Raw genomic sequence first — 13849 nt, 5'->3', positions numbered from 1 at the left:
AAACGCCCGGTTACATTCCGAACCCGGAAGCTAAGCCTTACAGCGCCGATGGTACTGCAGGGGGGACCCTGTGGGAGAGTAGGACGCCGCCGAACTCCTTTTAGAGCTCTGGCTCTTGGGCACGCAGCCCAAGAGCCAGAGCTTTTTTGCGTTGGGGTAGGGTCAGGGGGCATCGTTGGCTCGTTTTCCCACAGGAGGCCCCCGGGTGGAGGTCCAGGAGACCCGCGTCCAGACAGACCGGGTGCTCACCATCCCGAACATCCTCAGCATGGCGCGCCTCGTCGGCGTACCCATCTTCCTGTGGCTGATCCTCAGGCCCGAGTTCGGAGGCCCCAAGAGCGACGGCTGGGCGCTTCTGGTGCTGATGCTGAGTGGGGTCAGTGATTACCTGGACGGCAAGCTCGCGCGTCGTTGGAACCAGATCAGCAGCCTCGGCCGGCTTCTTGATCCCGCCGCGGACCGGCTATACATCCTCTCGACTCTGGTTGGGCTCACCTGGCGCGAGATTCTGCCAATTTGGTTGACCGCCGTACTGCTTGCGCGAGAGCTGGTTCTGCTGGTGGTGGTGGGCATCCTCAGGCGGCATGGCTATCCGCCGTTGCAGGTGAACTTCCTGGGCAAGGCCGCCACGTTCAACCTGATGTACGCGTTCCCGTTGTTGCTGCTCAGTGACGGAAGTGGATGGCTTCCGTCACTCGCAGCGATTTTCGGATGGGCGTTCGCAGGATGGGGTACAACGCTCTACTGGTGGGCAGGAGTCCTGTACGTGGTACAAGTCCGCCGCCTGTTGCGTGCGGACGCCATGGCCGACTGACCTTGCCGATGGGGCGGTAACAGTCGCTCGATGGCCCGTTGCGCAAAAGTGCGGGACAATCTGGACTGGTGAAGTCGGCTAGACCGTCGTCTCGCAGAGGAGGACGCTTCCGACATGAAGGCCGTCGTGATGGCCGGAGGCGAAGGCACACGCCTTCGCCCCATGACCTCAAGCATGCCCAAGCCGCTGTTGCCCGTGGTCAATCGACCGATCATGGAGCACGTGCTGAGGTTGCTGAAAAGGCATGGGCTCAATGAGACCGTAGTCACCGTCCAGTTCCTGGCCTCGCTGGTCAAGAACTACTTCGGTGACGGCGAAGAGCTTGGCATGGAGCTCTCGTATGCCAATGAGGAGAAGCCACTCGGTACCGCCGGAAGCGTCAAGAACGCCGAAGAGGCGTTGAAGGACGATGCCTTCCTCGTCATCTCCGGTGATGCCCTGACCGACTTCGACCTCACCGAACTCATCAATTTCCACAAGGAAAAGGGTGCGCTGGTCACGGTCTGTCTGACCCGGGTGCCCAATCCGCTGGAATTCGGCATCACCATCGTCGACGAAGAGGGAAAGGTCGAGCGTTTCCTTGAGAAGCCGACCTGGGGCCAGGTCTTCTCGGACACCGTGAACACGGGCATCTATGTGATGGAGCCCGAAGTCTTCGACTATGTCGAGGCCGACGTTCCCGTCGACTGGTCCGGCGATGTCTTCCCGCAGTTGATGAAGGAGGGCAAGCCGGTCTACGGCTTTGTCGCCGAGGGCTACTGGGAGGACGTCGGCACTCACGAGAGCTATGTGAAGGCGCAGGCCGATGTCCTGGAGGGCAAGGTCGACGTCGAGATCGACGGCTTCGAGCTGTCGCCGGGCGTGTGGGTGGCCGAAGGTGCCGAGGTGCACCCCGACGCGGTTCTCCGCGGGCCGCTCTACATCGGTGACTACGCCAAGGTCGAGGCCGGCGCTGAGATTCGTGAGCACAGCGTCGTCGGCTCGAACGTCGTCGTGAAGACCGGGGCTTTTCTGCACAAGTCCGTGGTGCACGACAACGTGTACGTCGGCCAGCACAGCAATCTGCGTGGTTGTGTCGTCGGGAAGAACACCGACATCATGCGCGCCGCCCGGATCGAGGACGGCGCTGTCATCGGTGACGAGTGCCTGATCGGTGAAGAATCGATCGTGCAGGGCAATGTGCGGGTCTACCCGTTCAAGACGATCGAAGCCGGCGCCTTCGTCAACACGTCGGTCATCTGGGAGTCCAGAGGTCAGGCGCATCTCTTCGGTGCGCGTGGTGTGTCCGGGATCCTGAACGTGGAGATCACGCCGGAGCTGGTGGTGCGCCTCGCCGGTGCCTACGCCACGACCCTGAAGAAGGGCTCCACGGTCACCACGGCCCGCGACCACTCCCGAGGTGCCCGTGCTCTCAAGCGGGCGGTCATCTCCGCCTTGCAGACCAGCGCCATCGACGTACGGGACCTGGAGAACGTACCGCTGCCCGTGGCCCGGCAGCAGACCGCGCGGGGCAGTGCCGGCGGGATCATGATCCGGACCACACCCGGGGTGCCGGACTCCGTCGACATCATGTTCTTCGACAGCCAGGGCGCCGATCTCTCGCAGGGGAGTCAGCGCAAGCTGGACCGGGTGTTCGCGCGCCAGGAGTACCGGCGGGCGTTCCCCGGCGAGATCGGGGACCTGCACTTCCCGGCCAGTGTCTTCGACTCGTACACCGGGTCGTTGCTGCGGAATGTCGACACGACCGGGATCGCCGAGTCCGGCCTGAAGGTCGTGGTGGACGCTTCGAACGGCAGCGCCGGACTGGTGCTGCCCAGTCTGCTCGGGAAGCTCGGGGTGGACTCGCTGACGATCAACCCGGGGCTCGACGAGTCCAGGCCGACCGAGACCGCCGATACACGGCGATCGGGGCTGGTCAGGCTCGGTGAGATCGTGGCCTCGGCGCGGGCCGCGTTCGGAGTGCGGTTCGACCCGGTCGGCGAGCGGTTGTCGCTCGTCGACGAGAAGGGGCGGATCGTCGAGGACGACCGGGCCCTGCTCGTGATGCTCGACCTGGTGGCCGCGGAGCGGCGCAGCGGGCGGGTGGCGCTGCCGGTGACCACCACGAGGATCGCCGAGCAGGTGGCGGCCTATCACGGGACGCAGGTCGAGTGGACGACGACCTCGCCGGACGACCTGACCAGGGTCGGGCGCGACGAGTCGACCATCTTCGGCGGCGACGGCAAGGCCGGGTTCATCATCCCGGAGTTCAGCAGTGTCTTCGACGGCGCGGCGGCCTTCGTACGGCTCATCGGGCTGGTGGCGCGGACACAGTTGACGCTGAGCCAGATCGACGCCCGGATTCCGAGGGCGCACGTCCTCAAGCGGGACCTTGCGACCCCCTGGGCCGTCAAGGGACTTGTGATGCGGCGGGTCGTCGAGGCGGCCGGTGATCGCTTTGTCGACACCACGGACGGGGTACGGGTCGTGGAGACCGACGGGCGCTGGGTGATGGTGTTGCCCGACCCCGCCGAGGCGGTCACGCATCTGTGGGCCGAAGGGCCCGACGACGCCTCCGCCCAGGCCCTGTTGGACGAGTGGTCGGCGGTCGTGGACAGCGCCGGACGGTAGAACACGGAGCACGCGCGCGTGCCGGACATGCCTCCCCAAGGGGGCCTGTCCGGCACGCCGGTGGGGCCATTCGGAGGTACAGGCCACCACGTGCGACGATGTGCGGCATGCCGCAGCAGCCCCCCGTTCGGAGCACATCCACGCGACCTTCGCGTCCGGACGCCTCCATGTCGCTGCTCACCAACGTCATGGACCACAGCCTCGACGACGGTTACGCCGAGGCGGCCGCCCGGAAGAAGGCCGCGGGCGCGAGCGGTATGCCGAAGACCCTCCGGGCGAAGCTCGGGCTCGCCGCCGGCCTGGTGCTGGCGGCCCTCGTCGTGACCCTGGGAGCGGCACAGGCGCGGGTGGCCGCCCCTGTGGTGGCCAAGGAGCGGCAGGAACTGATCGACCGTATCGACAAGGAGACCGCGTCGGCGGACAAGCTGGAAGGCACCGTCGACACACTCCGGGACGATGTGAGCGCACGCCAGCGGGCGGCGCTCAAGACGAGCGGTGGCAGTGGCCAGGCGGACCTGGTGAGCATGCTGTCCGGCGCGACCGCGGTGCACGGTCCTGGGGTGCGGCTCGTCGTCGACGACGCGAAGGAAGCCAGCAGTGGCGGGGGCGACAACCCGCGTGAGACCGCTGACTTCTCCGATACCGGGCGGGTGCGCGACCGCGACATGCAGCGCGTCGTCAACGGACTGTGGGCGGCGGGCGCCGAGGCCGTCTCCATCAACGGGCAGCGGCTGACGGCACTGTCCGCGATCAGGGCCGCGGGTGACGCGATACTGGTCGACAACAAGCCACTGGTGCCGCCCTACACGGTTCTCGCGGTGGGGGACGGCCAACGGCTGAGCACCAGGTTCCAGAACGGTGCCGACGGGCTATATCTGCACGCCCTGGAAGAGAACTACGACATCAGGGCGACCATCGCCGTGGAGAGCGATCTCCGGCTGCCCGCCGCGCCGAGTGTGATCGTACGTACAGCACAGCCGAGAACTGAGAAGGGCACATCGTGATCGCCGTACTGGGCCTCATCGTGGGAGTGGTGGCCGGAATCCTGGTCCGGCCTGAGGTGCCGGTGGTTGTCGAGCCCTATCTGCCGATCGCGGTCGTCGCGGCGCTCGACGCGGTCTTCGGTGGTCTGCGGGCCATGCTCGACGGCATCTTCGACGACAAGGTCTTCGTGGTGTCGTTCCTGTCGAACGTGGTCGTGGCCGCGCTGATCGTGTTCCTGGGCGACAAGTTGGGCGTCGGCGCCCAGTTGTCCACCGGTGTGGTGGTCGTTCTCGGTATCCGTATCTTCTCCAACGCCGCGGCCATTCGTCGGCACGTCTTCCGGGCGTGAGGCCGATGAGCCACGAGGAGGAGCGGCCGGAGAACAGGCTGCGCAGGGAACTGCCCGAGGAGGTGGCGGCGTCCGCTTCCGCGGAGACTCCGGTCACCGAGGAGAAGTCCGGCCCCACCGTGACCGGTCGGCAGCGGCTGGTGCAGGGGCTGTGGCCACCCCGTGCCAGCCGAGCCCAACTCATCGTCGCCGTGCTGCTGTTCGGCCTCGGATTCGGGCTCGCCGTGCAGGTCGCCTCGAACAGCAACAGCGACAGCGCGTTGCGTGGAGCCCGCCAGGAAGATCTTGTTCGCATTCTCGATGAACTGGACGACCGTACTCAGCGTCTTGAGGACGAGAAGCAGGGTCTGCAGAAACAGCGCGACGAGCTGGAGAACAGCTCCGACCAGGCCGAGGAGGCCCGCAAGCAGACGGCCGAGAAGGAGAAGCAACTCGGCATTCTGGCGGGCACCGTGGCCGCGCAGGGACCCGGCATCACGATGACCATCGACGACACGAAGGGAACGGTCGAGGCGGACATGCTGCTCGATGCGGTCCAGGAGTTGCGCGCGGCCGGCGCGGAGGCGATCCAGGTGAACGGTGTGCGGGTCGTGGCCGGCACCTATCTGACGGACTCGGGCAAGAGCGTGAGTGTCGACGGGAACAAGATCAACGCTCCGTATCGTTTCAAGGTCATCGGCAAGCCGCAGGATCTCGAACCGGCGCTCAACATCCCTGGAGGTGTGGTGCAGACTCTTGAGAAGGAGCAGGCCACCGTCACCGTCGAGCGGTCGAGCAAGATCGTTGTGGATGCCTTGCGAGCGGCGAAGCAGCCTGACTACGCTCGGTCGTCCTCCCGGTGAACCGGGGGTGCATGGGGACCGTCAGGCGAGGGCATGAGGTTGCGGGGGGTCGACGCACCGATTGGGTGGTGCGTGGTGGAAACTGTCTGGTGGATACGGACGTTGTGAGGATGTCCGGGTCGACCGGTGTGTTCAATCAGGGTTCGTCCTGCCCCACGGGCGGGTCTGTTTCGGTCAAGGGGAATCGCCCGTGAAGTTGTTTGCGAAGTTGTTCGGCAAGAGCGCGAAAGAGAGCAGCGACAATCAGACCGCTCGCCACCGCGCACAACCGGATGCGGAGGGTCAGCGTCCGCTGTTCCGCGACCAGGTCGGCGGCCAGGGCGCGCCGTCGGTTGACCCTGCGCAGTCCGGCGACATAGGTTTCGGGCAACCGTCAACCTCAAGTACGGGTGGAGGGTTTTCCCCTATGTCGGCCCTGGTGTGTACGAGGTGCGGTAACCGCAACGCGGAGAACAGCCGCTTCTGTTCCAACTGTGGTGCGCCGCTGCGGCCCGGCGCGACCCCGGAGCGTCCGTCCGAGACGACCTCCACGATCTCCATCTCCGGTCTTGAGGCCTACGACGCCGAGGTCACCGGCCAGACGCAGACGCCCGCGCTCTCTCCGGAGGCGCAGGCCGCCGTCGACGCCCTGCCGTTGGGCTCGGCGCTGCTGGTGGTCCGCCGCGGGCCGAACTCGGGCAGCCGCTTCCTGCTGGACGGCGAGCTGACCACGGCCGGCCGTCATCCGCAGAGCGACATCTTCCTGGACGACGTGACGGTTTCGCGCCGACACGTGGAGTTCCGGCGCAGCCCTGACGGCGCGTTCACCGTCGCCGACGTCGGCAGCCTGAACGGCACGTACGTCAACCGCGAGCGCATCGACTCGGTGCCGCTGGCGAACGGTGACGAGGTGCAGATCGGCAAGTACCGGCTGGTGTTCTACGCGAGCCAGCGGGGCTACTGACCCTCCCTCGGACTGGGTCCGGGGGGATCCCCCCAGGAAGGTCCATGCTTCAAACACCGAGCGGCGGTGCCGGGCACGGTACCGCCGCCGCGGACACTGGGCTGATGAGCATCGGCACGGTGCTGAACGTGCTGCGCGACGAGTTCCCCGAGGTCACCATCTCCAAGATCCGTTTCCTGGAGTCGGAGGGCCTCATCGAGCCGCAGCGGACCCCTTCCGGGTACCGCAAGTTCAGTCCCGCCGATGTCGAGCGCCTCGGCCACGTCCTGAGGATGCAGCGGGACCACTATCTGCCGCTCAAGGTGATCCGGGAGCACCTCGACGCCATGGAGCGCGGAGAGGCCGCCCCGCTGCCCACGGTGGGGCGCCAGCGGGACGGCGAGGTCGTCCTGGAGCCCGTGGAGGGGCCCACGGCGGCCCGGATCGGGCGGGCCGAGCTGCTGGCCGCCGCCGGCATCGGTGAGCGGGAACTCGACGAGTGGGAGTCGTACGGACTCATCGCTCCGCTGCCGGACGGGGTCTATGACGCCGAGGCGGTCACCGTGGCCGGACTTGTTCTCGAACTGGGGCGGTTCGGGATCGAGCCACGCCATCTGCGGGTGATGAAGGCGGCCGCCGACCGTGAGGCCGGGCTTGTCGACCAGGTGGTGGCCCCGCTGAAGCGCCACCGCAATCCGCAGACCAGGGCCCACGCCGAGGCTCGTACGAAGGAGCTGGCGGGGCTCACGGTGAAGCTGCACGCCGCGCTGGTGCAGACCGCGCTCGGTGTGCGCCTGCCCTGAGCGGGACGGGCTCGTGGCCGTCGGATCGGCCACCCGTTCTCGGCCCGACTACCCAAACGTCCCGGGCACGGCCTAGGGTTGCTGTGTGAACGAGCTCGATGTCGTAGGTGTCCGGGTCGAAATGCCCTCCAACCAACCGATCGTGCTCCTGCGTGAAGTGGGAGGCGACCGCTACCTCCCCATCTGGATCGGGCCCGGGGAGGCGACGGCGATCGCCTTCGCACAGCAGGGCATGGCCCCCGCGCGACCGCTGACTCACGACCTGTTCAAGGACGTGCTGGAGGCCGTCGGCCAGGAGCTGACCGAAGTGCGCATCACGGATCTGCGTGAGGGCGTCTTCTACGCCGAGCTGGTGTTCGCCAGTGGCGTCGAGGTGAGCGCCCGCCCGTCCGACGCCATAGCGCTTGCGCTGCGCACCGGCACGCCGATCTACGGCAGTGACGGTGTGCTCGACGACGCGGGCATCGCGATCCCGGACGAGCAGGAGGACGAGGTGGAGAAGTTCCGCGAGTTCCTCGACCAGATCTCGCCCGAGGACTTCGGCACCAACAGCCAGTGAGACGCCGGCCGGCGGAGAAATGCCGGCATTTGCCACCGGCGAGTGAGAGCGTCCTGCGGCTCCCCGCGAGCGCATTCGGCTAGCCTTTCCCCGCGGTGGGGTACGGGAAACCACTCCTAGGGTGATTATCACTCGGCGTGCCGAGTGTGGCGATCGTTGACGCACCCCTGGTGACTGCCTACCGTCGAGAAGGCAGGTCAAGGACGGAGGTCGGCGTGAGAAGCAGCGGCGACGGTACGGCTGGGGGTGCCCCGGAACGCAGTTTCGGGGACAGTGGTCCGTACCCGCTTCATGGCAGTGCGGCCGATCACGCTCCACATCGACCCACTGCCGTGCCGAGCAGCGGAGGGGCGACGTCCATGGCGTCCGAGCAGATCGGCTACCGGGGCCCGACGGCCTGTGCGGCGGCCGGCATCACCTATCGGCAACTCGACTACTGGGCACGTACCGGGCTCGTGGAGCCCAGCGTGCGGCCCGCACACGGGTCGGGGACGCAGCGGCTCTACAGCTTCCGGGACGTCGTCGTCCTGAAGATCGTCAAGCGGTTCCTCGACACGGGTGTGTCACTGCAGAACATCCGCAGCGCAGTGCTGCACCTGAGGGAGTGCGACTTCCGCGATCTGGAGCGCATGACGCTGATGAGCGACGGCGCCACGGTCTACGAGTGCACCTCGCCGGACGAGGTCCACGCTCTGCTCCAGGGCGGCCAGGGTGTCTTCGGGATCGCCGTGGGAGTGGTGTGGCGGGATGTCGAGAAGGCCCTGTCGCAGTTGCACGGGGAGCGCGTCGACACGGGCGAGACGCTCGTCGGGGTCAACCCCGCGGACGAGCTGGCCAGGCGGCGCAACCGGGCCGTCTGAGGCCCGGCAGGAGCCGTAGCGGGGCATTGTCAGTGGCGTAGGGCAGCATCGGAGATGTGAGAACCGCGCCCACGATCCTGCATCTCGACATGGATGCCTTCTTCGCCTCGGCGGAGCAGGCGTCCAAGCCGAGCCTGCGCGGGAAGGCCGTCGTCGTGGGCGGGCTCGGGCCGCGCGGAGTGGTCGCCACCGCGTCGTACGAGGCACGGGTCTTCGGGGTGAACTCGGCGATGCCCATGGCCCAGGCGCGCCGGCTCGCCCCGAACGCCGCGTATCTCGTGCCGCGCTTCGGGTTCTACCGGTCGATCAGCGAGCAGGTCATGGGGCTGCTGCGGGCGTTGTCGCCGCTGGTGGAGCCGCTGAGCCTGGACGAGGCGTTCGTGGACCTGGAGGCTGGGGGAGCGGCCTGGGACGCCACCTCGGCGCAGCTCACCGGGGCGCGGCTGCGCGCCGACATACGGGCGGTCACCGGGCTCACCGGGTCGGTGGGACTCGCCGCCTCCAAGATGCTCGCCAAGATCGCTTCGGAGCGGGCCAAGCCCGACGGGCTGGTGCTGATCGAGCCCGGGACCGAGCGTGCACTGCTCGGACCGCTGTCGGTGCGCACGCTGCCCGGGGTCGGGCCGGCGACCGGTGATCACCTTCGGCGGGCCGGGATCACCACGGTCGACGAGATCGCCGAGGCGGGCGAGGACGAGCTCGTACGCCTCGTCGGCAAGGCGCACGGCCACGCGCTGTACGCCATGGCGCTGGCGCACGACGAGCGGCCCGTGGTGGCCGAGCGGGAGACCAAGTCCGTCTCCGTCGAGGACACCTACGACGTGGACATCCACGACCGGATCCGGGTGGGCCTCGAGGTGCAGCGGCTGGCCGACCGGTGCGTGCGGCGGTTGCGGAGCGCCGGGCTGTCGGGGCGGACCATTGTGCTGAAGGTGCGGCGGTACGACTTCTCCACGCTCACCCGGTCCGAGACGCTGCGCGGGCCCACCGACGACCCCGGGGTGGTGCGGGAGGCGGCGGCCCGGTTGCTGGACTCCGTGGACACCACGGGCGGGGTCCGGCTGCTCGGGGTGGGGGTCTCCGGGCTTGCCGACTACACGCAGGAGGACCTGTTCGCGCAGGCGGCGGGGGAGCAGGCGGACCTTCTTGAGGAGGAACACCCGGAGGAGGCCGGAGAGGAGCAGTCGGCGGTCGTGGAGCGGCGCTGGCCTTCGGGACACGATGTGCACCACGCCAGGTTCGGGCACGGGTGGGTGCAGGGCAGCGGGCTGGGACGGGTCACGGTGCGGTTCGAGGCGCCCGAGGACGCGGGGCCCGGGCGGGTGCGGACGTTCCGGACCGACGATCCGGAGCTGGCGCCGGCGGAACCGCTGCCGCTGGTGAGCCGACGCCCCGATGTCTCACCGGCCGGGCCGGTGCCGCAGGTGGGGCCAGGTCCCGGGGTTTCGCCTCAGGAGTCGTCCGAGCCCGCCAGCTTGCCGAAGTCGTGGTCCGGGAGCGAGGGAGGTGGGCCCACGTCCAGGCCGTAGTGGTGGTAGAGCTGGAGTTCCTGGTCGGGGGAGAGGTGGCGGCCCACGCCGAAGTCGGGGGCGTCCTTGATCAGGGAGCGCTCGAAGGGGATGTGCAGGGAGCCCTCGATCAGTTCGCTGGGCTCCAGGGGGACGAAGGCGTCTCTGGAGAAGAGGCCGGTGCGTATGGCCGCCCACTCCGGTACGCCGGTCGCGTCGTCGAGGTAGACCTCGTCGATCGTGCCGATCTTGGCGCCGGTGCGGTCGAACGCCTTGCGGCCGATCAGGTTGCGCGGATCGATATCGGTCTGCACGGTCCCTCCTCCTGGTCGCAACTCATCCGTAAGCACTACAAAAGAGCACATTGGTGAAGGTGGCCACTCGAAAGCCCGGCCTCAACGCTCGCTGGTAGGCTGGCGAGCGGCTGCTGACCCCGTGCGGGAGAGTCCTCCAGACTTCATCGGAGGCGCCGAAGGAGCAAATCCTCCCCGGAATCTCTCAGGCTCACGTACCGCACGGACGAGGTCACTCTGGAAAGCAGGGCGGGTGCCGACGACGGCCCTCGCTCTCACCGACGGTGAAAGCCGGTGACCCTCGGGTGACCGGTGAAGCTCTCAGGTTGAGATGACAGAGGGGGAGGCCGTCCGGGCACCCCACTGTCGTGGTGTCCCCCGAAGGTCGTGACCGACCAGGAGGCCTCCCAAATGATCGCCCCTCGCACTTCGCTCTCCGAGCTCGAACAGGGCATTCCGTTCGAGCAGCGCCACATCGGGCCCGACCAGGAAGCGCGGGCCAAGATGCTCGCGCAGGTCGGCTACGGCTCGCTCGACGAGCTGACGGCCGCCGCCGTCCCGGATGTGATCAAGAACGCCGACGCCCTCGACCTGCCCGGTGCCCGCACCGAGGCCGAGGTACTGGCCGAGCTGCGCTCCCTCGCGGACCGCAACGAGGTCCTCGGTTCCATGATCGGGCTCGGCTACTACGGGACCTTCACCCCGCCCGTGATCCTGCGCAACGTCATGGAGAACCCGGCTTGGTACACCGCGTACACGCCGTACCAGCCGGAGATCTCCCAGGGGCGGCTCGAAGCGCTGCTGAACTTCCAGACCATGGTCGCCGACCTGACCGGACTGCCGACGTCCGGTGCGTCGCTGCTCGACGAGGGGACGGCCGCCGCGGAGGCGGTGGCCCTTTCGCGGCGCATGGGCAAGAACAAGAAGGGTCTCTTCCTGGTCGACGCGGACGCGCTGCCGCAGACCATCGCCGTGATCGAGACCCGGGCCGAGCCGGCCGGCGTCGAGGTCGTCGTCGCGGACCTCAGTGACGGCATCCCGGCCGAGCTCGCCGAGCGTGAGATCAATGGTGTGCTCGTGCAGTACCCGGGCGCCTCCGGTGCCGTACGGAACATCGAGCCGCTCATCGAGCAGGCGCACGCGCTCGGTGCGCTCGTCACCGTCGCCGCCGATCTCCTCGCGCTCACGCTGCTGAAGTCGCCGGGCGAGCTGGGCGCGGACATCGCGGTCGGTACGACGCAGCGCTTCGGGGTGCCGATGGGCTTCGGCGGGCCGCATGCCGGATACATGGCCGTGCACGAGAAGTTCGCGCGCAGCCTGCCCGGGCGGTTGGTCGGGGTGTCCGTCGACGCCGACGGGCACAAGGCCTACCGGCTCGCCCTGCAGACGCGGGAGCAGCACATCCGCCGCGAGAAGGCCACCAGCAACATCTGCACCGCTCAGGTGCTGCTCGCCGTCATGGCCGGGATGTACGCCGTCTACCACGGGCCCGAGGGGCTGAAGGGCATCGCGCGGCGCACCCACCGATACGCCACGATCCTCGCCGCGGGACTCACCGCCGGTGGCGTCGAGGTCGTGCACGGCGGCTACTTCGACACGCTGACCGCGCGGGTGCCGGGCCGGGCCGCCGAGGTCGTCGCCGCCGCCCGCGAGAACGGGGTCAACCTCCACCTCGTGGACGCGGACCAGGTGTCGATCGCCTGCGACGAGACCACCAAACGCGCCCAACTGGCCGCCGTATGGACCGCGTTCGGGGTCGACGCGGACATCGAGGCGCTGGACGCGAGTGCCGAGGACACGCTGCCCGAGGCGCTGTTGCGCACCGACGCCTATCTCACGCACCCGGTCTTCCGGGACCACCGTTCCGAGACCGCGATGCTGCGCTATCTGCGCAGGCTCGCCGACCGGGACTACGCGCTCGACCGGGGCATGATCCCGCTCGGTTCCTGCACCATGAAGCTCAACGCGACCACCGAGATGGAGCCGGTCACCTGGCCCGAGTTCGGGCAGTTGCACCCCTTCGCGCCCGCCGAGCAGGCGCAGGGATATCTCACGCTCATCCGGGAGTTGGAGGAGCGGCTCGCCGAGGTCACCGGGTACGACAAGGTGTCGTTGCAGCCCAACGCCGGCTCGCAGGGCGAGTTGGCCGGGCTGCTCGCCGTCCGCGGATACCACCGCGCGAACGGCGACGAGCAGCGGACCGTGTGTCTGATTCCGTCGTCCGCCCATGGCACCAACGCCGCGAGCGCGGTGATGGCGGGCATGAAGGTCGTCGTAGTGAAGACCGCCGAGGACGGCGAGATCGACGTCGAGGATCTGCGGGCGAAGATCGAGCAGTACCGCGAGGAGTTGGCGGTGCTGATGATCACCTACCCGTCCACGCACGGGGTGTTCGAGGAGCACGTCGCCGACATCTGCGCGCAGGTCCACGAGGCCGGCGGGCAGGTCTACGTCGACGGCGCCAACCTCAACGCCCTTGTGGGGCTTGCCAAGCCGGGCCACTTCGGCGGGGACGTCTCGCATCTGAATCTCCACAAGACGTTCTGCATTCCGCACGGCGGCGGCGGTCCCGGTGTCGGGCCGGTCGGAGTGCGCGCGCACCTGGCGCCGTATCTGCCGAACCACCCCTTGCAGCCGGCCGCCGGTCCGGAGACGGGCGTCGGGCCGATCTCGGCGGCTCCGTGGGGTTCGGCGGGCATTCTGCCGATCTCGTGGGCGTACGTCCGGCTGATGGGCGGCGAGGGGCTCAAGCGGGCCACGCAGGTGGCGGTCCTCAGCGCCAACTACATCGCCAAGCGCCTTGAGCCGCACTACCCGGTGCTGTACACCGGGCCCGGTGACCTCGTCGCGCACGAGTGCATCATCGACCTGCGGCCGATCAGCAAGGCGACCGGCGTCAGCGTCGACGACATCGCCAAGCGGCTCATCGACTACGGCTTCCACGCGCCGACGATGTCGTTCCCGGTGGCCGGGACGCTGATGATCGAGCCGACGGAGTCCGAGGACCTGATCGAACTGGACCGGTTCTGCGCGGCGATGATCGCGATCCGGGGAGAGATCGAGAAGGTCGGCGCGGGGGAGTGGCCGGCCGAGGACAACCCGCTGCGCAACGCCCCGCACACCGCCGCCGCGCTCGGCGGGGAGTGGGAGCACGCGTACACGCGTGAGGAGGCAGTCTTCCCGGCCGGTGTCTCCGTCGCGGACAAGTACTGGCCGCCGGTGCGCCGGATCGACCAGGCCTTCGGCGACCGGAACCTGGTGTGCTCGTGCCCGCCGTTGGACGCGTACGAGGACTGATGGTTGAG

12 protein-coding genes, 1 rRNA gene and 1 riboswitch are annotated in these 13849 nt (G+C 68.3%); of the genes, 12 read left to right on the top strand and 1 reads right to left on the bottom strand.

Translation table 11 applies throughout. The features are described from left to right. From rrf to AB0M63_RS20650, 11 genes are all read left to right on the top strand, one after another. Positions 1-95, top strand: a 5S ribosomal RNA gene (rrf, locus tag AB0M63_RS20700); the annotation flags it as partial. Positions 96-205: 110 nt separating this feature from the next. Next, positions 206-814, top strand: coding sequence for a CDP-alcohol phosphatidyltransferase family protein (locus AB0M63_RS20695; protein ID WP_355903741.1), 609 nt, complete (start codon positions 206-208; stop codon positions 812-814). A gap of 114 nt (positions 815-928) precedes the next feature. Continuing rightward, on the top strand, positions 929-3424 hold the full coding sequence (locus tag AB0M63_RS20690) for a mannose-1-phosphate guanyltransferase (protein WP_355903744.1): 2496 nt from the start codon (positions 929-931) through the stop codon (positions 3422-3424). 167 nt (positions 3425-3591) lie between these two features. Next, entirely contained in the window at positions 3592-4428 is an 837-nt protein-coding gene (locus AB0M63_RS20685) for a DUF881 domain-containing protein (RefSeq protein WP_366020370.1), read from the top strand. Then, complete coding sequence (locus AB0M63_RS20680) at positions 4425-4757, top strand: small basic family protein (protein ID WP_019059351.1); 333 nt, start codon at positions 4425-4427, stop codon at positions 4755-4757. Before AB0M63_RS20685 ends, AB0M63_RS20680 begins: the two co-directional genes overlap by 4 nt. A gap of 5 nt (positions 4758-4762) precedes the next feature. Further along, a complete protein-coding gene (locus tag AB0M63_RS20675) occupies positions 4763-5599 on the top strand; it encodes a DUF881 domain-containing protein (protein ID WP_355903751.1) in 837 nt (278 codons plus the stop codon). 61 nt (positions 5600-5660) lie between these two features. Continuing rightward, positions 5661-6542, top strand: coding sequence for an FHA domain-containing protein (locus AB0M63_RS20670; protein WP_355903754.1), 882 nt, complete (start codon positions 5661-5663; stop codon positions 6540-6542). A gap of 44 nt (positions 6543-6586) precedes the next feature. Continuing rightward, positions 6587-7324, top strand: a complete 738-nt coding sequence (locus AB0M63_RS20665) for a MerR family transcriptional regulator (RefSeq protein ID WP_355903757.1) — start codon at positions 6587-6589, stop codon at positions 7322-7324. 85 nt (positions 7325-7409) lie between these two features. Next, positions 7410-7883, top strand: a complete 474-nt coding sequence (locus AB0M63_RS20660) for a bifunctional nuclease family protein (RefSeq protein ID WP_006123076.1) — start codon at positions 7410-7412, stop codon at positions 7881-7883. Between the two features lie 215 nt (positions 7884-8098). Continuing rightward, positions 8099-8743, top strand: coding sequence for a MerR family transcriptional regulator (locus AB0M63_RS20655; protein WP_355903760.1), 645 nt, complete (start codon positions 8099-8101; stop codon positions 8741-8743). A gap of 56 nt (positions 8744-8799) precedes the next feature. Then, positions 8800-10272 (top strand): DNA polymerase IV, encoded by a 1473-nt coding sequence (locus tag AB0M63_RS20650; protein WP_366020369.1) that lies wholly within the window; start codon positions 8800-8802, stop codon positions 10270-10272. Here AB0M63_RS20650 and AB0M63_RS20645 read toward each other — a convergent pair. Then, positions 10194-10565: a PRC-barrel domain-containing protein gene (locus AB0M63_RS20645; protein ID WP_355903766.1), complete on the bottom strand. Its 372-nt coding sequence runs from the start codon at positions 10563-10565 to the stop codon at positions 10194-10196. The two genes, AB0M63_RS20650 and AB0M63_RS20645, sit on opposite strands and share 79 nt — an antisense overlap. A 114-nt stretch (positions 10566-10679) precedes the next feature. Continuing rightward, positions 10680-10775: riboswitch (glycine riboswitch) on the top strand. A 180-nt stretch (positions 10776-10955) separates the two neighbouring features. Between AB0M63_RS20645 and gcvP the strand changes: the two genes are divergently transcribed. Beyond that, on the top strand, positions 10956-13841 hold the full coding sequence (gene gcvP, locus AB0M63_RS20640) for an aminomethyl-transferring glycine dehydrogenase (RefSeq protein WP_366020368.1): 2886 nt from the start codon (positions 10956-10958) through the stop codon (positions 13839-13841). The last annotated feature ends 8 nt before the right edge of the window (positions 13842-13849 follow it).

Origin of the sequence: Streptomyces sp. NPDC051576 (genome assembly GCF_040681835.1) — a bacterium.
In the GTDB taxonomy this organism is placed as follows: Bacteria; Actinomycetota; Actinomycetes; order Streptomycetales; family Streptomycetaceae; genus Streptomyces.
The sequence above is the reverse complement of the archived record's forward strand: the minus strand, read 5'-3'. Positions and strand labels throughout refer to the sequence as shown.

What these genes read in the sequence shown, in the direction of transcription:
- AB0M63_RS20690 (WP_355903744.1), top strand. Translation starts at nt 929, where the DNA reads ATGAAGGCCGTCGTGATGGCCGGAGGCGAAGGCACACGCCTTCGCCCC.
- AB0M63_RS20685 (WP_366020370.1), top strand. Translation starts at nt 3,592, where the DNA reads ATGTCGCTGCTCACCAACGTCATGGACCACAGCCTCGACGACGGTTAC.
- AB0M63_RS20675 (WP_355903751.1), top strand. Translation starts at nt 4,763, where the DNA reads ATGAGCCACGAGGAGGAGCGGCCGGAGAACAGGCTGCGCAGGGAACTG.
- AB0M63_RS20665 (WP_355903757.1), top strand. Translation starts at nt 6,587, where the DNA reads ATGCTTCAAACACCGAGCGGCGGTGCCGGGCACGGTACCGCCGCCGCG.
- gcvP (WP_366020368.1), top strand. Translation starts at nt 10,956, where the DNA reads ATGATCGCCCCTCGCACTTCGCTCTCCGAGCTCGAACAGGGCATTCCG.